A 21406-nucleotide genomic window follows, 5' to 3' on the forward strand; every position below is an offset into this window, starting at 1 on the left:
CGCGCGTCCGCGAAAAAAAAACCGTATTCAAAGGGCAGGCTGGGCCACCCGGGCAGCTACGCTGCTCTGTTGTTCACGTTTGGTGCATATCAGCAGGGTATGACCGACCCCAAGGTTGTCCAGCCGCTGTTCAACGCTGAAACCTGCGCTCTCCAGGTAGCGATAAAACTTCTCTACGCTGTAAAACCGGCTATTACCATTCGCCATACAGGTGAAATAGAGCGAGGTGGCATTCAGGCTGAAGGAGGCCGCTTCAAACTTCTGGGCATCCCAGAAAAGCTCCATGATGCACAAACGTGCGCCTGGCTTCATGACCTGTGCGACGCGCGTCAGCATGGCGACAATCTGATCCGGAGAGAAACAATCCAGGAACTGGCTCATCCACCAGACGTCGGCGTCACCCGGCAATGCTGCAGGGCTAAGCATATCGACAGCATGGAATGCAATACGATGAGAAAAACCTGCTTTTGCGATGTTTTCCTGCGCCAGCGCTATCTGCTGCGGCAGATCGAGGATCGTCACGGCAACATTTTCGTCATAGCGGCAGCAGCGTAACGACCATTTACCCGTATTTCCGCCCACATCGTACAATTTTGTCGGCGAGCTTGCGAATATATATGGTAACGCAGCGTCAAAAGCGGCGTCAGAATAGTAATGATCAAAGGCGAACCAGCTCTCTTTCGCCGGAGCCGGTAATTGGGATAATGCCGGGTAGATGGTTGGCCAGTCGCCAAACACGGCTAATCCGGCCGGCTTTTCTTCCTGCAGGGCGTCCGCCAGGTGAAATAGCCCCTGATAACAAACGTCCTGAGTGAAATCCATATTTACGCGGGTCATTGCGTCGTGCAGTAAAAAATGTCCCACTTTTGCCAGAAAATAACGTCCATCCTGTTGGGTAACGATGCGTCCGCTTAATCCCATATCCAGCAGGACGCTAACACCATAGCTACTCAGGGTGCTGTTTTCGGTTATTTCCTCGAGGGTAGCTCCCTCTTTGCCTTGTTTATCGAGCCAGGCGAGAACGCCAGAGTTACGCAGACAAAGCGCAGTCTGGAATAACATCGGGGCAAAGGCGATGCGTTGCGCTTCGGTAATGGCATCCAGTGCGCTGAGTGTGTCCTTTTCGTACATTACTGCGTAACCTTTTAGGGCAATAAAGAGAGGTTATCGGGCCATACGCGGCCCGACTTTAGAAAAATATTACAGCGCGGCGCCAGCGGAGAGGTTCAGCTGAATATCGTGGTCGAGGTTATTCACCCAGCGGTTATAATTCTTGTGAATTTTACCGTCTGCCGCTTTCAGGTTAAGGCTGTTTTCATAGTTGATTGAATAGCTTGTTGCCGTGTACGGAATACTCACCTGGACCGAGTGATCGCGTGACTGCAGACGTCCCTTAATCACCCCAGGACCCGCTTCCGTCATGATCCAGTCACGCTTTTGGCCTGCTTTCAAAATTGCCGTTTTTACCTGATCGGCAGTATGACCCGCGCTGACAATAGAGTGAACCTGAGCGATTGGGGCGGTACGCGCACAGCCTGCCAGTGCACCCACGAATACGGCAGCAGTACACCATTTAACGATCTTTTTCATCAACAACTCCATATCAATAATAACAATTAAAGGTAGTGTTTTTTACAAATAATACGCATCCGGCTTTTTTTGACCGCCAGATGTATTTTTAATCAATATTAATGTTTGCATTGCGTTGACGCGAAGGCGGGCATAATAACATGGAAAATAAATAAGAATTTCATTTTTTATAATTTGCGTTAAATCATGGATTGCGTTTCAACATAATGCGCGTGGAGTAAATAAAGACAGAGTGAATATCGCCTTAACGCAAATAAAAATACCGCGACGGATTAGGGACGCGGTAATTTACGGTGTATTACTGACGCTTTAAACCTACCTGTACAGGTAGGCCGGTTACCCGGGTAGCCGGCTTTTCGGCCTCCCCGGGCCGAGCAGGATCGCCAGCTTGCTTCCGCCTTTGGTGGTTTCCATCCAGATTTTACACACGCTGGTCAGGGGGACCGACAGCAGCATCCCGACCGGGCCCAGCAACCATCCCCAAATCAGTAAGGATAAAAACACCACCAGCGTCGACATGCCCAGCCGGTGTCCCATCATGCGCGGCTCAAGAATATTGCCCAGCACCATATGCACGACGAGGAACAGCGCGCCGACCAGCATGCATTCGTAAAAACCGTTAAACAGGAACGCCTGAATCATCGGCGGCACGGCGGAAAGCACCGCGCCAATATTGGGCACGTAGTTGAGCAGAAACGCCAGCACGCCCCACATCAGCGCGAACTGCACGTCCATCAGCATCAGCCCCAGCCAGACAATGATTCCCGTCCAGACGCTCAGCAGCGTTTTCAGCGCCAGATATTTGGAAACGCCCTTCAGTGCCCGATGTAATCCAGCAATATGAATTTGTGGATTATTTAATGCAAAGCGCAGCTTATAGGGGACGTGGCGGACTTCGAACAGCATAAACACCACCGTCATGACCAGCAGCAGAATGCTGGCCATCGCGCCGGAAAGCCCTGTCATCAAGGTGGTGGCGTAGGTCATAACTTTCTCTGAATCCATCCGGCGCAGCATCCGTTCGGGTGAGATATGCAGATTAAGGAAGGGCACCATCTCCTGCAGCGCCACAATCTTACGCGTCAGCTCTTTGTTGTACTGCGGCAGCATGGTGGAGAATTCGCTCAGCGAGGCCGCCAGCACGCCAAAGAGCGCTGTCAGGGCAATCAGCATCACGATGACGACGATGGTGATGGCGACCGGACGGCTGACGCCCCGGCGTAAAAACCAGGTGACCAGCGGATTAAGCACAATGGCAAAAAAGAGCGCCAGCAGGAGCTGGACAATAATGTCAGCGGCAGCGTGGATACCCGCAAGGATAACCACCAGACAGGCGAGTTTTAATAAGATATGGAGCCCTGCTTTGTCGGACGGGTTAGCGATCATGCGTGTTCCTTAATATGATGACCCGGTAAGTGTAGTGCCCGGGCTTCGCTTCGTCTGGCACCGTTAATCTGAAAGTCGGTGCTGATTTTCTTATTGGGGCGTGGTAATAGTGAAACACTGTTGTAAAAAATCCAGGTAGAACCCCATGCCCGAACCTGCCGCTGAACCGGTACTGAGCGGACTGCGCCTCAATCTGCGCATCGTTTCCGTTGTGATTTTCAACTTTGCCAGCTATCTGACCATCGGGCTGCCGCTGGCGGTCCTGCCGGGCTATGTCCATGACGTGATGGGCTTCAGCGCCTTCTGGGCGGGGCTGGTGATTAGCCTGCAGTATTTCGCCACGCTCCTCAGCCGCCCGCATGCCGGGCGCTACGCGGACACGTTCGGTCCAAAAAGCATCGTGGTGGTGGGATTGTGCGGCTGCTTCCTCAGCGGCCTGAGCTATCTTCTGGCTGCCGCAACCAGCCACTGGCCGCTGGTCAGCCTGGCGCTGCTCTGCCTGGGGCGCGTCATTCTGGGCATTGGGCAAAGTCTGGCGGGAACCGGCTCGACGCTGTGGGGCGTGGGGGTTGTCGGCGCGCCGCACATTGGCCGGGTGATCTCCTGGAACGGGATTGTCACCTACGGTGCGATGGCGCTCGGTGCGCCGCTCGGCGTGGCCTGCTATGCGCTGGGCGGGCTGCATGGGCTGGCCATCACCATTATGGCGGTCGCGCTGCTGGCGATCCTTTTGGCGCTGCCGCGCCCGAAGGTGAAGGCCAGCAAAGGCAAGCCACTGCCGTTTCGGGCGGTGCTGGGGCGCGTCTGGCCGTACGGCATGGCCCTGGCGCTGGCGACAACTGGCTTCGGCGTGATAGCCACCTTCATTACTCTATTCTATGACGCCAAAGGCTGGGACGGCGCGGCCTTTGCGTTAACCCTGTTCAGCTGTGCGTTTGTTGGCGCGCGCCTGCTTTTCCCTAACGGCATCAACCGTCTGGGCGGGCTGAACGTGGCGATGATCTGCTTTGCGATAGAGATTGTTGGGCTGCTGCTGACCGGAATAGCGATGGTGCCCTGGGTCGCGAAAGTGGGCGTCTTCCTCGCGGGGGCAGGCTTTTCTCTGGTCTTCCCGGCGCTGGGCGTGGTGGCGGTAAAAGCCGTGCCGCAGCAGAATCAGGGGGCGGCGCTGGCGACCTATACGGTGTTTATGGATATGTCTTTAGGCATTACCGGCCCGCTGGCGGGGCTGGTGATGGCCTGGGCAGGCGTGCCGGTGATCTATCTTGCCGCGGCGGGTCTGGTGATTATTGCGCTGCTGCTGACGTGGCGGCTAAAAAAATGGCCCCCGGTGCAGGCACCGGAGGCCACGACATCATCGTGAATCGTTACTGGATCACGATGGTGTTAATGATGTTTTCAGCAGCCGTCTGTGCTTTCTGCTGATCTTCCGCTGGCAGGGTGATCTGCAGGGTCAGCAGTTTGTTATCGACCTTGCCCAGCACGACAGAGGAGTAAGCTGTCTGGCCTTTTGCAGAGATGATGCTGTCCAGCTGCTGCAGCTTATGACCTTTCAGCTCGATGGATTTATTGGTCACGACCTGCAGCTGCGGGTCGCGGCCGCGCTGCTGATCTTCCAGACGTTTGGACAGAACGGCCAGATCTTCGCTGGTGTCGTCGCCCACAATTACAATGACCGCTTTCTGCCCGGTTGCGTCGGAGTAAACGTGCATGTTATTCGCCTGGGTGCCCAGCTTGCCGCTCTGGTCAGTCATATCGGCTGGCAGAGAGAAACTGAGTTTGCCATCCATCAGATTGACCGGCTGGCCGGTCGCGTTGCTCTCTGCGGATGCGCCCTGAGCAGGCGTTTTCGTGTCGCTGTTATCACAGGCTGCAAGACCCACAACCAGCAGGCCAATCCCGACATATTTAACCAGATTGCGCATTGACTTCTTCCTTTCGATAAACGGCCATAACGGCTCATTCGCTCATCTTATCACAACTGATAAAGCTAACCTTTAACCTGCCTGCAATGCGGTGATTTCAGATTTATCTGCCAGCCTTTTCAGCAGCATATTGAGCAGTACGCCGTACATCGGCAGGAAGAAGACAATGCTGATGAGGACCTTGAAGCAGTAGTCCACCAGCGCGATTTCCATCCAGTGTTCGGCCATGAACGCATCCGGGCTGCGCCAGAAGGCGATGAAGAAGAAGGCCAGAGTATCGCTCACGTTACCGAACAGCGTGGAGGCGGTGGGCGCCATCCACCAGCGGTGATTTTGCCGCAGGCGGTTAAACACGTGCACGTCGAGGATCTGCCCCAGCGCGTAGGCCATAAAGCTGGCGGCGGCGATACGGGCGACAAACAGGTTAAAGTGGGTTAACGCCTCAAAGCCCTGCCAGCTTCCCATATAAAACAGAGACGAAATCACGTACGAGATGAACAGCGCCGGGAGCATGACCGAAAAAATAATGCGGCGAGCCAGCGGTGCGCCAAAGATACGCACGGTCAAATCGGTCGCGAGGAAAATAAACGGAAAACTGAACGCGCCCCAGGTGGTATGAAAACCAAAGATGGAGATCGGGAGCTGCACCAGATAGTTGCTGGAGGTGATCACCAGCAAATGGAAAAGCGAAAGCCAGAACAACGCTTTTACGCGCTGAGATTCGGAAAACGACGTCATATTGTGACCTTTTTATACGTTGGGGTGAGGGAACCCAATAAAAACCGCAGCATGATACTGCTTTGGCAGGACATTGCAATGGTTAGTTTTTACGCAATCGTTAACCTGGTTTGCATTGATCGCAACCGGGCGTAAACTACAGCCGTTTTTATCTGACCGAGAAGATCATGACCGACCTGTTTTCCAGCCCAGACCACACCCTTGATGCCCAGGGCCTCCGCTGCCCGGAACCGGTAATGATGGTACGTAAGACCGTGCGCAATATGCAGACCGGTGAAACGCTGTTGATTATTGCCGATGACCCGGCCACAACCCGCGATATTCCAGGCTTTTGTACCTTTATGGAACATGAGCTGGTGGCACAGCAGACCGAGGCGCTGCCGTACCAGTATTTGATTCGTAAGGGGTAGATGGGCTGTCCTCTGCGGCCTGATGCCCTCACCCCGGCCCTCTCCCACGGGGAGAGGGAGAAAGTCATCCTTTCATCCACGCCCGGATCCCGTCCAGGAACATCTGCGTCGCCATCATGACCAGAATCAGCCCCATCAGGCGCTCCAGCGCGTTCACCCCTTTCTCACCCAGCAGGCGCAGGAACAGGGACGACTGCAGCAGGATAATAAACGTCCCGCCCCAGGCGATCAGCAGGGCAATCACCAGATGACTCATCTGGTTCGGATACTGATGCGACAGCAGCATCAGCGTGGCCAGAATGGTCGGGCCCGCGACGAGGGGGATCGCCAGCGGCACAATAAACGGCTCTTCACCCGCAGGCAGGCCGCTGCTGCTGCCTTCCGCGCTCGGGAAAATCATCTTAATGGCAATCAGGAACAGAATAATCCCGCCGGAAATCGACACAGTTTCGGCGCGCAGGTTCAGGAATGCGAGGATCTTTTCCCCGGCAAACAGGAAGATAAACATCACCAGCAGGGCGATGAGCAGCTCGCGGATCATGATCGCCCGGCGGCGCTTCGGCTCGGTGTGCTTCAGCACCGACATGAAGATCGGCAGGTTACCCAGTGGATCCATTATCAGAATCAATAAAACCGCTGCGGAAATGATTTCACTCATGTAAATTATCCCTGAAATTCTCTATGGTTATTATGATAATTAGCTGTATTTCTGATTGTCGGGCAATCATCGATTAATTTCGCTTGCGACTTTGGCAGCATTTTGTAATGTGAAGCATATCCCAGTTCAATACTGGCTTGCACAAACAGCACACACCCTCAGCAGGAAAAAAATGCTATGAAAAACGTTGGTTTTATCGGCTGGCGCGGTATGGTCGGCTCTGTACTCATGCAACGCATGGTTGAAGAGCGCGATTTCGACGCTATCCGCCCGGTCTTCTTCTCCACTTCCCAGCTCGGCCAGGCTGCTCCGTCCTTTGGTGGTACCACAGGCACGTTGCAGGATGCTTACGATCTGGAAGCGCTGAAGGCGCTCGACATTATTGTGACCTGCCAGGGCGGCGATTATACCAACGAAATCTATCCAAAGCTGCGTGAAAGCGGCTGGCAGGGCTACTGGATTGACGCGGCCTCGTCGCTGCGCATGAAAGACGATGCCATCATCATTCTCGACCCGGTTAACCAGGGCGTGATCACCGATGGCCTGAACAACGGCGTGAAAACCTTTGTCGGCGGTAACTGCACCGTCAGCCTGATGCTGATGTCCCTCGGCGGCCTGTTCGCGCAGGATCTGGTGGAGTGGGTCTCCGTGGCGACCTACCAGGCGGCGTCCGGCGGCGGCGCGCGTCACATGCGCGAGCTGCTGACCCAGATGGGCCAGCTGCACCAGAGCGTTGCGACCGAGCTGGCAAACCCGGCATCCGCTATTCTGGATATCGAGCGTAAAGTGACCCAGCTGACCCGCAGCGGCGAGCTGCCGGTGGATAACTTTGGCGTACCGCTGGCCGGCGGCCTGATCCCGTGGATCGACAAACAGCTGGATAACGGCCAGACCCGCGAAGAGTGGAAGGGCCAGGCTGAGACCAACAAAATTCTCAATACCGCGAACACCATTCCGGTTGATGGCCTCTGCGTGCGTATCGGTGCGCTGCGCTGCCACAGCCAGGCCTTCACCATTAAACTGAAAAAAGATGTGTCTATTCCGACCGTGGAAGAGCTGCTGGCCGCGCACAACCCGTGGGCGAAAGTGGTGCCAAACGATCGCGATATCACCATGCGCGAGCTGACCCCGGCTGCCGTTACCGGCACGCTGACCACGCCGGTTGGCCGTCTGCGCAAGCTGAACATGGGGCCGGAGTATCTCTCCGCGTTCACCGTTGGCGACCAGCTCCTGTGGGGCGCTGCCGAGCCGCTGCGCCGCATGCTGCGCCAGCTGGCGTAATAATTTGTTAAATACCGGGGGTGATTTTCACCCCTTTTTTTTGCGTACTACATGGAGTAACACGCGTATGTCTTATTTTTTATCAGGAGTCATCTAGAGCGTTGGCTATGCTTTAAGGAAGAGTCATTTCTTACCTGAGGTTCGAACGGAGCAGATTGGATGCACATTTTTGTGCTGTCCCGTTCAGGTCACATTAAAAGTCGTCCCGGAGCGCTTAAAAAGGACGACATAAAAAACAGGATGAATACCATGTCCGATCGTGTGGATAGAGACGTGATTAATGCGCTTATTGCGGGTCATTTTGCTGACCCCTTTTCTGTGCTTGGGATGCACCGTACTGAGGATGGCCTTGAAGTTCGGGCACTGTTACCGGATGCCACAGAAGTCTGGGTGATTGAACCCAAAACCGGCCGCAAGGTGGGTAATCTTGAATGCCTCGATTCCCGTGGCTTCTTCTCGGGCGTAATGCCCCGTCGTAAAAACCCGTTTCGCTATCAGCTCGCCGTTCTCTGGCACGGTCAGCAAAACCTGATTGACGATCCCTACAGCTTTGGCCCTCTGCTTAAAGAGATGGATGCCTGGCTGCTCTCCGAAGGGACGCATCTTCGCCCTTATGAAACGCTGGGTGCCCATGCCGATACCATGGACGGCATTACCGGCACGCGCTTCTCCGTGTGGGCGCCCAATGCCCAGCGCGTCTCCGTTGTCGGACAGTTCAACTACTGGGACGGCCGCCGCCACCCGATGCGTCTGCGCCGGGAAACCGGCATCTGGGAGCTGTTTATCCCCGGGGCGCACCACGGGCAGCTTTATAAATTCGAGATGATCGACGCCCACGGCAAGCTGCGCATTAAAGCCGACCCGTATGCCTTCGAAGCGCAGATGCGCCCGGATACCGCGTCGCTGATTTGCGGCCTGCCGGAGAAGGTCGTTCAGACGGAGGAGCGCAAGCAGGCTAACCGCTTTGATGCGCCGATCTCCGTCTATGAAGTCCATCTTGGCTCCTGGCGTCGCCACACCGATAACAACTTCTGGCTGAGCTACCGGGAGCTTGCCGACCAGCTGGTGCCGTATGCAAAATGGATGGGCTTTACCCACCTTGAGCTGCTGCCGGTCAACGAGCACCCGTTCGACGGCAGCTGGGGCTATCAGCCCACCGGGCTGTATGCGCCAACGCGCCGCTTCGGCACGCGCGACGACTTCCGCTATTTCATTGATGCCGCGCACGCCGCCGGGCTGAACGTGATCCTCGACTGGGTGCCGGGTCATTTCCCTGCGGATGATTTCGCGCTGGCAGAGTTTGACGGCACGAAGCTGTACGAGCACAGCGACCCGCGCGAAGGCTATCACCAGGACTGGAACACGCTGATCTACAACTACGGTCGCCGTGAGGTCGCAAACTACCTGGTCGGGAATGCCCTGTACTGGATCGAGCGGTTTGGCATCGATGCCCTGCGCGTGGATGCGGTGGCGTCGATGATCTACCGCGACTACAGCCGCAAAGAGGGGGAGTGGATCCCGAACGAGTTTGGCGGCCGCGAAAACCTGGAGGCCATTGAATTCCTGCGTAATACCAACCGCATTATCGGCGAGCAGGTGGACGGTGCCGTAACTATGGCGGAAGAGTCGACCGACTTTGCGGGCGTCTCCCGTCCGCCGTCATTAGGCGGCCTGGGGTTCTGGTATAAGTGGAACCTGGGCTGGATGCACGACACGCTCGACTACATGAAGCTGGATCCAGTCCACCGTAAGTACCATCACGACAAGCTGACGTTCGGGATGCTCTACAACTACACCGAAAACTTCATGCTGCCGCTGTCCCACGATGAAGTGGTGCACGGCAAAAGATCGATTCTCGACCGCATGCCGGGCGACGCGTGGCAGAAGTTTGCCAACCTGCGCGCCTATTACGGCTGGATGTTTGCCTTCCCGGGCAAGAAACTGCTGTTCATGGGAAATGAGTTCGCCCAGGGGCGCGAGTGGAACCACGACGCCAGCCTCGACTGGCATCTGCTGGAAGGCGGCGACAACTGGCATCACGGGGTGCAGCGGCTGGTACGCGATCTGAACCTGACCTATCGCCACCACAAAGCGCTGCACGAGCTCGACTTCGATCCGTACGGCTTTGAGTGGCTGGTGGTGGACGACCACGAACGCTCGGTGTTTGTCTTTGTGCGTCGTGACAAAGCCGGTAACGAGATCATCGTCGCCAGCAATTTTACGCCGGTGCCGCGCGAACACTACCGCTTCGGCATTAACCAGCCGGGCAAATGGCGCGAAATTCTGAATACCGACTCGATGCACTACCACGGCAGTAACGCCGGTAACGGCGGGCTGGTACAGAGCGACGCCATCGAAAGCCACGGACGACCCAACTCCCTGAGCCTGACGCTGCCGCCGCTTGGCACCATCTGGCTAATGCGGGAGGGCGAATGACGCAGCTTACGGCAGGTAAACCCGAACCGCTCGGGGCGAGTTTTGACGGGAAGGGGGTCAATTTCACCCTCTTTTCCGCTCACGCTGAGCGGGTAGAACTGTGCGTGTTTGACGGGGAAGGTAACGAGCACCGTTACGATTTACCCGCGCGCACGGGGGATACCTGGCACGGCTACCTGGCCGGAGGGCGGCCAGGCTTGCACTATGGCTTTCGCGTACACGGTCCGTGGGATCCGGCGCAGGGGCACTGGTTTAATCCGGCGAAGCTGTTGATTGACCCGTGCGCGCACCGCGTGGACGGCGAATTTAAAGACGACCCGCTCTTCCACGTGGGTTACGGCGATCCCGACCACCGCGACAGCGCGCCCGTCGCGCCAAAAAGCGTGGTGGTGAACGATCTTTATGACTGGGAAGACGATGCCCCGCCGCAGACGCCGTGGGGCCATACCGTCATTTATGAAGCCCACGTCAAAGGACTGACGTACCTGCACCCGTCGATCCCCAAAGAGATGCGCGGTACCTATAAGGCGCTCGGGCATCCCACCATGATCGCCTACCTGAAGCACCTCGGCATCACCGCTCTGGAACTGCTGCCCGTCGCCCATTTTGCCAGCGAGCCGCGCCTGCAGCGGCTGGGGCTCAGCAACTACTGGGGCTACAACCCGCTGGCGATGTTCGCGCTTGAGCCACGCTATGCCGCTCATCCGGAAAAGGCGCGGGACGAGTTTCGCGATGCGGTGAAGGCGCTTCATACGGCGGGCATTGAGGTCATTCTGGACGTCGTGCTGAACCACAGTGCCGAAAGCGATCTCGACGGTCCGACGCTCTCCATGCGCGGAATTGATAACCGTAGCTATTATTGGATCAGGCAGGATGGCGATTATGAGAACTGGACCGGCTGCGGCAACACGCTCAATCTCAGCCATCCGGCGGTCACGCATTTTGCTTATGAATGCCTGAAATACTGGGTGGAAACGTTCCACGTCGACGGTTTTCGTTTCGACCTGGCGCCCGTGATGGGGCGCACGCCGGCGTTCAGCCAGCAGGCGCCGCTGTTTGAGGCGATAAAAAATTGTCCGGTGCTCTCGCAGGTGAAGCTCATTGCCGAGCCGTGGGACATCGGAGAAGGCGGTTATCAGGTCGGGAATTTCCCGCCGCTGTTTGCCGAGTGGAACGACCACTACCGCGATGCCGTACGCCGCTTCTGGCTGGAGCGGAATCTGTCGCTCGGGGAGTTTGCCGGACGCTTTGCCGCTTCAAGCGATCTCTTTAAGCGCGACGGCAAACGCCCGTCGGCCACCGTCAATCTGTTGACGGCGCACGACGGTTTTACCCTCAGGGACTGCGTTTGTTTCAATCAGAAACACAATGAGGCAAACGGCGAAGAGAATCGCGATGGCACTAACAATAACCATAGCTTTAATCATGGTATAGAAGGGTTAGGCGGAAGTCTGGATGTGATAGAGCGGCGACGCGCCAGCGTACATGCGCTGCTGACAACGCTTTTATTGTCGCAGGGCACGCCGATGCTGCTGGCAGGCGATGAACACGGCCACAGCCAGCACGGTAACAACAATGCGTATTGCCAGGACAACACGTTAACCTGGTTCGACTGGGGTGAAGCGAACAGCGGGCTGATTCATTTTACCGCTGCGCTGATCCATCTTCGCCAGCAGATCCCCGCGCTGACCGCCGACCGCTGGTGGGAAGAGGGTGACGGCAACGTTCGCTGGCTGAATCAAGACGCGCAACCGTTAAGCGCGCAAGATTGGCAACACGGCGTACCACGCCTGCAAATCCTGCTGTCGGATAAATGGCTGGTCACGCTGAACGCGACGGATGACGTCGCAGAGATTGTTTTACCTGAAGGGGAATGGCGAGCTGTTCCCCCCTTTGCCGGAGTGGATAATCCGGTAGTAATGGCTGTCTGGCACGGGCCTGCGCACGGAGTGTGCGTATTCCAAAGATGATAAAAAAGGAGTTAGTCATGGTTAGATTAGAGAAGAACGATCCCTTAATGTTGGCACGCCAGCTACCATTAAAAACGGTTGCCCTGATACTTGCGGGTGGGCGTGGTACCCGTCTGAAAGATTTGACCATCAAGCGCGCCAAACCGGCTGTTCACTTTGGTGGTAAGTTCCGCATCATCGACTTTGCGCTCTCCAACTGCCTGAACTCGGGCATTCGCCGTATTGGCGTCATAACGCAGTATCAGTCGCACACGCTGGTTCAGCATATCCAGCGCGGCTGGTCATTCTTCAGCGAAGAGATGAACGAGTTTGTCGATCTCCTCCCTGCGCAGCAGCGCGTTCACGGCGAGAACTGGTATCGCGGGACAGCGGATGCGGTGACCCAGAACCTCGACATCATTCGTCGCTACAACGCGGAATACATCGTGATCCTCGCCGGGGACCACATCTACAAGCAAGATTACTCCCACATGCTGATCGACCACGTCGAAAAAGGGGCGCGCTGCACCGTGGCGTGTCTGCCTGTGCCCGTTGCTGAAGCGACGGCGTTTGGCGTCATGCACGTGGATGCCGACGACAAAATTATCGACTTCGTTGAAAAACCGGCGAACCCGCCAACCATGCCGGGCGATGACACCAAATCGCTTGCCAGCATGGGGATCTATGTCTTTGACGCAGATTATCTTTATGAGCTGCTGGAAGAAGACGACAAAGACGAAAACTCCAGCCACGACTTCGGTAAAGACATCATTCCGAAAATCACGAAAGCTGGCATGGCGTATGCACATCCTTTCCCGCTGTCCTGCGTGCAGTCCGACCCGAATGCGGAACCTTACTGGCGCGATGTGGGCACGCTGGAAGCGTACTGGAAAGCGAACCTCGATCTGGCATCGGTCACGCCTGAACTGGATATGTACGACCAGAACTGGCCGATTCGTACCCATATGGAGTCGCTGCCGCCGGCCAAGTTCGTCCAGGACCGCTCCGGCAGCCACGGTATGACGCTGAACTCGCTGGTGTCCGGCGGGTGCATTATTTCAGGCTCGGTGGTGGTGCAGTCGGTGCTGTTCCCCCGCGTGCGGATAAATTCTTTCTGTAATATCGATTCGGCAGTCTTGTTGCCGGATGTCTGGGTAGGGCGCTCGTGTCGTCTGCGTCGTTGCGTGATCGACCGTGCCTGCGTCATCCCTGAAGGGATGGTTATTGGGGAGAATGCGGAAGAAGACGCGCGTCGTTTCTACCGTTCGGAAGAGGGGATCGTGTTAGTCACACGGGAAATGTTGCGGAAGCTGCAGATCAAACAGGAGCGATGATGCAGGTTTTACACGTATGTTCTGAGATGTTCCCGTTGTTGAAAACGGGCGGTCTGGCAGATGTTTTGGGTGCATTACCGGCAGCGCAAATCGCCGGAGGCGTGGATACCCGAGTCCTGCTGCCCGCCTTTCCGGATATCCGGCGTGGTATACCCGATGCGAAAGTGGTGACCCGCCGTGAGACCTTCGCCGGACGCATCACTCTGCTGTTTGGACATTACAATGGCGTAGGGATTTACCTGATCGACGCGCCGCACTTATACGATCGACCGGGCAGCCCGTATCACGATACGAACCTGTTCGCTTATACCGACAACGTGCTGCGCTTTGCGCTGCTCGGCTGGGTCGGCGCCGAAATGGCGACGGGGCTGGATCCGTTCTGGCGTCCGGATGTGGTGCACGCGCACGACTGGCACGCCGGGCTTGCCCCGGCGTATCTCGCCGCGCGCGGCCACCCGGCGAAATCGGTCTTTACCGTGCATAACCTGGCGTATCAGGGGATGTACTACGCCCATCACATGAATGACATCGATCTGCCATGGTCGTTCTTTAACATGCACGGTCTGGAGTTTAACGGGCAGATCTCGTTCCTGAAGGCGGGGCTGTACTACGCCGATCACATCACGGCGGTGAGCCCAACCTACGCGCGTGAGATCACCCAGCCGGCGTTTGGCTACGGCATGGAAGGGTTGCTGCAGCAGCGCCATCGCGAAGGCCGCCTGTCGGGCATTCTGAACGGCGTGGATGAACAGATCTGGAGCCCGGAAACCGATCTCCTGCTGGCGGCGCGCTACGGTCGTGATTCCGTGGAAGACAAAGCGGAGAACAAACGCCAGCTGCAGATTGCGATGGGCCTCAAGGTGAACGACAAAGTGCCGCTGTTCGCCGTTGTGAGCCGCCTGACCAGCCAGAAAGGGCTGGATCTGGTGCTGGAGGCGCTGCCCGGTTTACTGGAGCAGGGGGGACAGCTGGCGCTGCTCGGCGCGGGCGACCCGGTGCTGCAGGAAGGTTTCCTTGCCGCCGCCGCGGAACATCCGGGGCAGGTGGGCGTGCAGATTGGCTACCACGAAGCGTTCTCGCACCGCATTATGGGCGGCGCGGACGTCATTCTGGTGCCAAGCCGTTTCGAACCCTGCGGCCTGACGCAGCTGTACGGCCTGAAATACGGCACCCTGCCGCTGGTACGCCGCACGGGCGGGCTGGCGGATACCGTATCCGACAGCTCTCTGGAAAACCTGGCGGACGGTATCGCCAGCGGATTTGTCTTTGAGGACAGTAATGCCTGGTCGCTGCTTCGGGCGATTCGGCGTGCTTTCGTCTTGTGGTCCCGTCCATCGCTGTGGCGTTACGTACAACGTCAGGCGATGTCCATGGACTTTAGCTGGCATGTCGCGGCGCAGTCATACCGCGATCTCTATCAACGCTTGATGTAACGAGGCGAAGTTACTGATATGAACGCTCCATTTAGCTACTCTTCACCCACGCTCAGCGTTGAGGCGTTAAAGCACTCCATCGCCTACAAGCTGATGTTCACCATCGGGAAAGATCCGGTTATTGCCAACAAGCACGAGTGGCTGAACGCCACCCTGTTTGCCGTGCGTGACCGCTTAGTTGAACGCTGGCTGCGCTCAAACCGCGCCCAGCTCTCGCAGGAGACGCGTCAGGTTTACTACCTGTCGATGGAATTTTTGATTGGCCGCACGCTGTCCAATGCGCTGTTGTCGCTCGGTATTTATGACGACGTCAAAACCGCACTGGAAGAGATGGGGTTAGATTTAGAAGAACTGATCGACGAAGAGAACGACCCGGGCCTCGGTAACGGCGGTCTGGGACGTCTCGCCGCCTGCTTCCTCGACTCGCTGGCGACGCTGGCGCTGCCGGGCCGCGGCTACGGTATTCGCTACGATTACGGCATGTTCAAGCAGAACATCGTCGACGGGCGTCAGAAAGAGTCCCCGGACTACTGGCTGGAGTACGGCAACCCGTGGGAGTTTAAGCGCCACAACACGCGCTACAAGGTGCGTTTTGGCGGACGTATTCAGCAGGAAGGGAAAAAATCCCGCTGGGTAGAAACGGAAGAGATCCTGGCCGTGGCCTACGACCAGATTATCCCCGGCTACGACACCGACGCCACCAACACGCTGCGCCTGTGGAGCGCCCAGGCCAGTAGCGAAATTAACCTCGGTAAATTTAACCAGGGGGATTACTTCGCGGCGGTGGAGGATAAAAACCACTCCGAGAACGTGTCCCGCGTGCTGTACCCGGATGACTCGACCTACTCGGGCCGCGAGCTGCGCCTGCGTCAGGAGTATTTCCTCGTTTCGGCGACCATTCAGGACATCCTCAGCCGCCACCATCAGCTGCACAAAACCTACGCCAACCTGGCGGAGAAAACCGCGATCCACCTTAATGACACTCACCCGGTGCTCTCTATTCCGGAGCTGATGCGCCTGCTGATCGACGAGCATAAGTTCAGCTGGGACGACGCCTTTGAGGTGACCTGCCAGGTGTTCTCGTACACCAACCACACGCTGATGAGCGAAGCGCTGGAAACGTGGCCGGTGGACATGCTCGGCAAAATCCTGCCGCGCCATCTGCAGATTATCTTTGAGATTAACGACTACTTCCTCAAGACGCTGCAGGAGCAGTATCCGAACGATACCGGCCTGCTGAGCCGCGCGTCCATCATTGATGAGTCGAACGGTCGTCGCGTGCGCATGGCCTGGCTGGCGGTTGTCATCAGCCACAAGGTCAACGGCGTGTCCGAGCTCCACTCGAACCTGATGGTGCAGTCGCTGTTTGCGGACTTTGCGAAGATCTTCCCGACGCGCTTCTGCAACGTGACCAACGGCGTCACCCCGCGCCGCTGGCTGGCGCTGGCCAACCAGCCGCTCTCTGAGGTGCTGGACGAGAATATCGGCCGCACCTGGCGTACCGATTTGAGCCAGCTGAGCGAGCTGGAACAGCATATAGATTTCCCGACGGTGAACAAAGCCGTGCGCGAAGCCAAGCTGCTGAACAAAAAGCGTCTGGCGGTCTGGCTGGCGATGCACCTCAACGTGGTGGCAAACCCGAAAGCGCTGTTCGACGTGCAGATCAAACGCATCCACGAATACAAGCGTCAACTGATGAACGTGCTGCACGTGATCACCCATTACAACCGCATCAAGGCCGATCCGACGGCCGAATGGGTGCCGCGCGTGAAGATTTTCGCCGGTAAGGCGGCGTCGGCCTACTACATGGCGAAGCACATTATTCATCTCATCAACGACGTGGCGAAGGTGGTTAACCAGGATCCGGACATTGGCGACAAGCTGAAGGTGGTGTTCATTCCGAACTACAGCGTCAGCCTGGCGCAGCTGATCATCCCGGCGGCGGATCTCTCTGAACAGATTTCCACGGCGGGGACGGAGGCATCCGGCACCAGTAACATGAAGTTTGCCCTTAACGGCGCGCTGACCATCGGTACGCTTGACGGGGCGAACGTCGAGATGCTGGAGCACGTGGGCGAAGACAATATCTTTATCTTCGGTAATACGACAGAAGAGGTGGAGGCGCTGCGCAGAAAAGGCTACTCGCCACGTCAATATTACGAAGGGGATGAAGAGTTGCGTCAGGTGCTGACGCAGATCGCGACCGGCGTGTTTAGCCCGGATGAACCGAGCCGCTACCGCGATCTGGTGGATTCGCTGATTAACTTTGGCGATCACTATCAGGTGCTGGCGGATTACCGCAGCTACGTGGACTGTCAGGACAAGGTGGACGAACTGTATCGCCAGCCGGAGAAGTGGACCAGCGCCGCGATGTATAACATCGCCAATATGGGGTATTTCTCGTCTGACAGGACCATTAAGGAGTATGCCGAGACGATCTGGCATATTGATCCGGTGAGGTTATAAAAGCAAAACGGCAACCTCGGTTGCCGTTTTTAGTGTTTGTTCCCTCTCCCTGTGGGAGAGGGTCAGGGTGAGGGCATCAGCCCGCACCGATCGCATTAAGACGCCAGCGACAGCTCACGCTTTCCCGCATGTTGCAGTAACCACTGCGCCACGCGAGACTGCTGTTCGGCGTTGAGCCACATCCCTTCTTTGGTACGGCGCCAGATAGCATCGTCCAGACGACGCACCCATTCGTGCTCAACCAGGTAACGCAGCTCGGCTTCGTACAGCTCGTGGCCGAAATGCTCGCCCAGATCCGCAATGTCCTTCGCATCGCCCAGGAACAGCTCGGTATTGCTGCCGTAGGTGCGGGCATAGTGGCGCGCCATCCCTTCGGTGATGAACGGGAAGCGACGGCGCAGCTTCGCGGCGTAATCATCGCGGTTATCGCCGATATCACCGCCGGGCAGTACCGCGCCCTTGGTCCATGCCGGGCCAATGCCTTTGTAGTACGGCGCCAGTTTTTCCAGCGCGTGCTCGGCCAGCTTGCGGTAGGTGGTGAGCTTGCCGCCAAACACGGACAGCAGCGGCGCCTGGCCGTCTACGTCGTGAATATCGAGCGTATAGTCGCGGGTGATGGCCTGCGGTGAGTCAGATTCGTCATCGCACAGCGGACGCACGCCGGAGTAAGTCCAGACCACGTCGTCGCGCGACAGCTGTTTCTTAAAGTGCGCGTTATACACTTTAAGCAGGTAGTTCACTTCGCTCTCGTCGATCTCAACGTTCTTCGGATCGCCTTTGTACTCCACGTCGGTGGTGCCGATGATCGAGAATTCGTCCATCCACGGGATCACAAACACGATGCGCTTGTCTTCGTTCTGCAGAATGTACGCCTGCTTCTGGGTATGCACGCGCGGCACCACAATGTGGCTGCCTTTGATCAGGCGGATGCCGTACGGGGAAGGCAGATGCATGCCCTCGTCAAAGAACTGTTTCACCCACGGGCCGGTAGCGTTCACCAGGCCGCGCGCTTTCCAGCTGAATTTCTCGCCGGTATCGATGTCTTCCGCTTCCACAATCCACAGGCCGTTTTCACGACGGGCAGCGGTCGCGCGAGTGCGGGTTTTCACCTCGCCGCCTTTCTTCTCAACCATCTGCGCGTTCGCCAGCACCAGGCGGGCATCGTCCACCCAGCAGTCGGAATATTCGAATCCGCGCACGATTTCAGGCTTAAGGACCGATTCTGAGCCAAAACGCAAACCTTTCGAACCCGGGAGGCTGGTGCGTTTACCCAGATGATCGTACATAAACAGACCAATTCGGATCATCCATGCCGGACGCAGATGCGGGCGATGGGGCAGGCGGAAGCGCATCGGAATCGCCAGATGCGGGGCCATTTTCAGCAGCACTTCACGTTCGGCCAGTGCTTCACTGACCAGACGGAATTCGTAGTGTTCCAGGTAGCGCAGGCCACCGTGAATCAGTTTGGAGCTGGCGGACGACGTCGCGCAGGCGAGATCGTTAGCTTCCAGCATCAGTACGGATAAACCGCGTCCTGCGGCATCGACCGCAATACCGGCACCGTTGATGCCACCGCCTATCACAATCAGATCTTTGGTTTCCATAACACCCTCATGCACTTTCGTTAAAGCTCAGAAATGTTCGATATCGCTCATAATAGCAAAGGAACGCGCTTTTGGTAACATCAAAAAAACAATTTAGAGTGATATGGATAACATAATGGCGTTTACCCGCCGCCAGGACGTACACTACGGGGTAAAATCTTGTCGTTGACCACTGTAAAGAGAACACCATGGATCAGTTTGAATGTATTAACGTAGAAGAAGCCCACCAGAAGATGCACCAGGGAAAAGCGGTGCTGGTGGACATCCGCGATCCGCAGAGTTTTGCGATGGGCCATACGCCGGGCGCGTTCCATCTCACCAACGACACGCTGGGCGCGTTTATGCGCGATAACGACTTCGACACGCCGGTCATGGTCATGTGCTATCACGGCAACAGCAGCAAAGGCGCGGCGCAGTATCTGCTTCAGCAGGGCTACGACGCGGTATACAGCGTCGACGGCGGCTTCGATGCCTGGCATCGTCATTTCCCGGCAGAAGTGGAATACGCTTTTGAGCGCTGATCCCGCTATACTGTCCCCTTTTGTGTGGAAATAAGCGACCGCTGCCCATGTTGATGATCACCTCTTTTACCAACCCGCGCGTCGCCCAGGCGTTTGTCGACTATATGGCGACGCAGGGCGTTATTCTGACTATTCAGCAACATACGCAGACCGACGTCTGGCTGGCCGATGAGAGCCAGGCCGGGCGGGTAAACGAGGAACTGGCGCGTTTTCTTGAGAACCCTGGCGACCCGCGCTATCTGGCGGCAAGCTGGCAGTCCGGCCAGACCGGAAGCGGATTGCACTACAGCCGCTTTCCCTTCATCGCCACCATTCGCGAGCGCGCGGGCCCGTTTACGCTGCTGCTGATGGCGGCCTGCATCATTGTCTTCATTATCATGAACGTGGTCGGCGACCAGAGCGTGATGATTGCCCTGGCGTGGCCCTATGATCCGTCTGTTGAGTTTGACGTCTGGCGCTACTTTAGCCACGCGCTGATGCACTTCTCGGTGATGCATATCCTCTTTAACCTGCTCTGGTGGTGGTATCTCGGCGGTGCCGTTGAAAAGCGTCTGGGCAGCGGCAAGCTGATCGTTATCACCCTTATCAGCGCCCTGCTGAGCGGCTACGTGCAGCACAAGTTCAGCGGGCCGTGGTTCGGCGGGCTATCGGGCGTTGTGTATGCCCTGATGGGCTACGTCTGGCTTCGTGGGGAGCGCGACCCGGAAAGCGGCATCTATCTGCAGCGCGGATTAATAACCTTTGCGTTAATATGGCTAATTGCCGGATGGTTTGATCTGTTTGGTATGTCTATCGCCAACGGTGCACACGTCGCCGGGCTGGCCGTGGGGCTGGCGATGGCGTTTGCCGACACGCTCCATGCGCGAAAACGAACATAATTCTCAGGGATAATTGATGAAACAAACACAACGTCATGACGCCATTATCGAACTGGTAAAAAAACAGGGATACGTCAGCACCGAAGAGCTGGTGGAGCAGTTTGCCGTCAGCCCACAAACCATCCGTCGTGACCTGAACGACCTGGCCGATCAGAACCGTATTCTTCGCCACCACGGCGGCGCGGCGCTGCCGTCCAGCTCGGTTAACACCTCCTGGCACGACCGTAAAGCCACGCAGACGGCGGAGAAAGAGCGTATTGCCCGCAAGGTCGCCAGCCAGATCCCAAACGGGGCAACGCTGTTTATTGATATCGGCACCACGCCGGAAGCGGTCGCCCATGCCCTGCTGGATCACGAGAACCTGCGCGTGGTCACCAACAACCTGAACGTGGCCAATACCCTGATGCAGAAAGACGATTTCCGCATCATCCTCGCGGGCGGCGAACTGCGCAGCCGCGACGGCGGGATTATCGGCGAAGCGACCCTCGATTTTATCTCTCAGTTCCGCCTCGACTTCGGCATTCTGGGGATCAGCGGCATCGACAGCGACGGCTCGCTGCTGGAGTTTGATTACCACGAGGTGCGCACCAAGCGCGCTATCATTGAAAACTCGCGCCACGTGATGCTGGTGGTAGACCATTCGAAGTTTGGCCGTAACGCGATGGTGAACATGGGCAGCATCAGCATGGTGGATGCGGTCTACACCGACGTGATGCCGCCGGCGGGCGTGATGCAGGTGATTAAAGATAATAATTTGCAGTTAGAGTTGTGTTGAAAAGCCGTTCTCCCTCTCCCTG

18 protein-coding genes are annotated in these 21406 nt (G+C 57.0%); 11 read left to right on the forward strand and 7 right to left on the reverse strand.

Features of this window, described 5'->3' with window-relative positions:
- Positions 1 to 27: 27 nt before the first annotated feature.
- From AC0TN7_RS02330 to AC0TN7_RS02340, 3 genes are all read right to left on the reverse strand, one after another.
- Positions 28 to 1131: a class I SAM-dependent methyltransferase gene (locus AC0TN7_RS02330; protein WP_473701807.1), complete on the reverse strand. Its 1104-nt coding sequence runs from the start codon at positions 1129 to 1131 to the stop codon at positions 28 to 30.
- Positions 1132 to 1200: 69 nt separating this feature from the next.
- Entirely contained in the window at positions 1201 to 1590 is a 390-nt protein-coding gene (locus tag AC0TN7_RS02335; RefSeq protein ID WP_024908880.1) for a lipoprotein, read from the reverse strand.
- A 336-nt stretch (positions 1591 to 1926) separates the two neighbouring features.
- Positions 1927 to 2976 carry an AI-2E family transporter gene (locus tag AC0TN7_RS02340; protein WP_024908881.1) on the reverse strand — a complete coding sequence of 350 codons (1050 nt, stop codon included), beginning with the start codon at positions 2974 to 2976 and terminating at the stop codon, positions 1927 to 1929.
- A gap of 145 nt (positions 2977 to 3121) precedes the next feature.
- On the opposite strand from AC0TN7_RS02340, the gene AC0TN7_RS02345 reads away from it, so the two are divergent.
- Positions 3122 to 4339, forward strand: coding sequence for an MFS transporter (locus AC0TN7_RS02345; RefSeq protein ID WP_473701808.1), 1218 nt, complete (start codon positions 3122 to 3124; stop codon positions 4337 to 4339).
- Positions 4340 to 4343: 4 nt separating this feature from the next.
- Here AC0TN7_RS02345 and AC0TN7_RS02350 read toward each other — a convergent pair whose 3' ends face one another.
- Positions 4344 to 4901: a DcrB family lipoprotein gene (locus AC0TN7_RS02350; RefSeq protein ID WP_008503073.1), complete on the reverse strand. Its 558-nt coding sequence runs from the start codon at positions 4899 to 4901 to the stop codon at positions 4344 to 4346.
- A gap of 72 nt (positions 4902 to 4973) precedes the next feature.
- Positions 4974 to 5639, reverse strand: a complete 666-nt coding sequence (locus AC0TN7_RS02355) for a 7-cyano-7-deazaguanine/7-aminomethyl-7-deazaguanine transporter (protein WP_032648297.1) — start codon at positions 5637 to 5639, stop codon at positions 4974 to 4976.
- A 167-nt stretch (positions 5640 to 5806) separates the two neighbouring features.
- Between AC0TN7_RS02355 and tusA the strand changes: the two genes are divergently transcribed.
- The gene (gene tusA, locus AC0TN7_RS02360) at positions 5807 to 6049 is read left to right on the forward strand and encodes a sulfurtransferase TusA (protein WP_024908884.1); all 243 of its coding nucleotides are present in this window, start codon (positions 5807 to 5809) and stop codon (positions 6047 to 6049) included.
- A gap of 64 nt (positions 6050 to 6113) precedes the next feature.
- Here the strand turns inward: tusA and yhgN are convergent, their stop codons facing one another.
- A complete protein-coding gene (gene yhgN / locus AC0TN7_RS02365) occupies positions 6114 to 6707 on the reverse strand; it encodes an NAAT family transporter YhgN (RefSeq protein WP_003861574.1) in 594 nt (197 codons plus the stop codon).
- 177 nt (positions 6708 to 6884) lie between these two features.
- Here yhgN and asd point away from each other — a divergent pair, with 177 nt between their 5' ends.
- From asd to glgP, 6 genes are all read left to right on the forward strand, one after another.
- Positions 6885 to 7988: an aspartate-semialdehyde dehydrogenase gene (gene asd / locus AC0TN7_RS02370; RefSeq protein ID WP_024908885.1), complete on the forward strand. Its 1104-nt coding sequence runs from the start codon at positions 6885 to 6887 to the stop codon at positions 7986 to 7988.
- A gap of 249 nt (positions 7989 to 8237) precedes the next feature.
- Complete coding sequence (gene glgB, locus AC0TN7_RS02375) at positions 8238 to 10424, forward strand: 1,4-alpha-glucan branching enzyme (RefSeq protein ID WP_148769374.1); 2187 nt, start codon at positions 8238 to 8240, stop codon at positions 10422 to 10424.
- Positions 10421 to 12394, forward strand: coding sequence for a glycogen debranching protein GlgX (glgX, locus tag AC0TN7_RS02380; protein WP_473701809.1), 1974 nt, complete (start codon positions 10421 to 10423; stop codon positions 12392 to 12394). The genes glgB and glgX overlap by 4 nt, the downstream gene beginning before the upstream one ends.
- A gap of 17 nt (positions 12395 to 12411) precedes the next feature.
- Positions 12412 to 13707 (forward strand): glucose-1-phosphate adenylyltransferase, encoded by a 1296-nt coding sequence (gene glgC, locus AC0TN7_RS02385; protein WP_008503066.1) that lies wholly within the window; start codon positions 12412 to 12414, stop codon positions 13705 to 13707.
- The gene (gene glgA / locus AC0TN7_RS02390) at positions 13707 to 15140 is read left to right on the forward strand and encodes a glycogen synthase GlgA (RefSeq protein ID WP_008503065.1); all 1434 of its coding nucleotides are present in this window, start codon (positions 13707 to 13709) and stop codon (positions 15138 to 15140) included. The genes glgC and glgA overlap by 1 nt, the downstream gene beginning before the upstream one ends.
- Positions 15141 to 15158: 18 nt before the next feature.
- Entirely contained in the window at positions 15159 to 17606 is a 2448-nt protein-coding gene (gene glgP / locus AC0TN7_RS02395) for a glycogen phosphorylase (protein WP_032648304.1), read from the forward strand.
- 95 nt (positions 17607 to 17701) lie between these two features.
- Here glgP and glpD read toward each other — a convergent pair whose 3' ends face one another.
- Positions 17702 to 19210: a glycerol-3-phosphate dehydrogenase gene (gene glpD, locus AC0TN7_RS02400; RefSeq protein ID WP_234085105.1), complete on the reverse strand. Its 1509-nt coding sequence runs from the start codon at positions 19208 to 19210 to the stop codon at positions 17702 to 17704.
- Positions 19211 to 19398: 188 nt separating this feature from the next.
- Here glpD and glpE point away from each other — a divergent pair, with 188 nt between their 5' ends.
- Genes glpE through AC0TN7_RS02415 form a run of 3 tightly spaced genes read left to right on the forward strand, consistent with a single transcriptional unit; the run spans position 19399 to position 21384 of the window.
- Entirely contained in the window at positions 19399 to 19731 is a 333-nt protein-coding gene (gene glpE, locus AC0TN7_RS02405) for a thiosulfate sulfurtransferase GlpE (RefSeq protein WP_008503062.1), read from the forward strand.
- A gap of 47 nt (positions 19732 to 19778) precedes the next feature.
- The gene (glpG, locus tag AC0TN7_RS02410) at positions 19779 to 20609 is read left to right on the forward strand and encodes a rhomboid family intramembrane serine protease GlpG (RefSeq protein ID WP_024908892.1); all 831 of its coding nucleotides are present in this window, start codon (positions 19779 to 19781) and stop codon (positions 20607 to 20609) included.
- A gap of 16 nt (positions 20610 to 20625) precedes the next feature.
- The gene (locus AC0TN7_RS02415) at positions 20626 to 21384 is read left to right on the forward strand and encodes a DeoR/GlpR family transcriptional regulator (protein ID WP_008503060.1); all 759 of its coding nucleotides are present in this window, start codon (positions 20626 to 20628) and stop codon (positions 21382 to 21384) included.
- Positions 21385 to 21406: the final 22 nt, after the last annotated feature.

The organism is Enterobacter sp. PL_is511 (assembly GCF_055816065.1).

Bases quoted from the DNA above. Each gene is read 5' to 3' on its own strand.
- AC0TN7_RS02335 (WP_024908880.1), bottom strand. From the start codon at position 1,590: ATGAAAAAGATCGTTAAATGGTGTACTGCTGCCGTATTCGTGGGTGCA.
- yhgN (WP_003861574.1), bottom strand. From the start codon at position 6,707: ATGAGTGAAATCATTTCCGCAGCGGTTTTATTGATTCTGATAATGGAT.
- AC0TN7_RS02350 (WP_008503073.1), bottom strand. From the start codon at position 4,901: ATGCGCAATCTGGTTAAATATGTCGGGATTGGCCTGCTGGTTGTGGGT.
- glpD (WP_234085105.1), bottom strand. From the start codon at position 19,210: ATGGAAACCAAAGATCTGATTGTGATAGGCGGTGGCATCAACGGTGCC.
- AC0TN7_RS02340 (WP_024908881.1), bottom strand. From the start codon at position 2,976: ATGATCGCTAACCCGTCCGACAAAGCAGGGCTCCATATCTTATTAAAA.
- glpG (WP_024908892.1), top strand. From the start codon at position 19,779: ATGTTGATGATCACCTCTTTTACCAACCCGCGCGTCGCCCAGGCGTTT.
- glgA (WP_008503065.1), top strand. From the start codon at position 13,707: ATGCAGGTTTTACACGTATGTTCTGAGATGTTCCCGTTGTTGAAAACG.
- glgB (WP_148769374.1), top strand. From the start codon at position 8,238: ATGTCCGATCGTGTGGATAGAGACGTGATTAATGCGCTTATTGCGGGT.
- AC0TN7_RS02415 (WP_008503060.1), top strand. From the start codon at position 20,626: ATGAAACAAACACAACGTCATGACGCCATTATCGAACTGGTAAAAAAA.
- glgX (WP_473701809.1), top strand. From the start codon at position 10,421: ATGACGCAGCTTACGGCAGGTAAACCCGAACCGCTCGGGGCGAGTTTT.
- AC0TN7_RS02345 (WP_473701808.1), top strand. From the start codon at position 3,122: ATGCCCGAACCTGCCGCTGAACCGGTACTGAGCGGACTGCGCCTCAAT.
- glpE (WP_008503062.1), top strand. From the start codon at position 19,399: ATGGATCAGTTTGAATGTATTAACGTAGAAGAAGCCCACCAGAAGATG.
- asd (WP_024908885.1), top strand. From the start codon at position 6,885: ATGAAAAACGTTGGTTTTATCGGCTGGCGCGGTATGGTCGGCTCTGTA.
- AC0TN7_RS02330 (WP_473701807.1), bottom strand. From the start codon at position 1,131: ATGTACGAAAAGGACACACTCAGCGCACTGGATGCCATTACCGAAGCG.
- glgP (WP_032648304.1), top strand. From the start codon at position 15,159: ATGAACGCTCCATTTAGCTACTCTTCACCCACGCTCAGCGTTGAGGCG.
- glgC (WP_008503066.1), top strand. From the start codon at position 12,412: ATGGTTAGATTAGAGAAGAACGATCCCTTAATGTTGGCACGCCAGCTA.
- AC0TN7_RS02355 (WP_032648297.1), bottom strand. From the start codon at position 5,639: ATGACGTCGTTTTCCGAATCTCAGCGCGTAAAAGCGTTGTTCTGGCTT.
- tusA (WP_024908884.1), top strand. From the start codon at position 5,807: ATGACCGACCTGTTTTCCAGCCCAGACCACACCCTTGATGCCCAGGGC.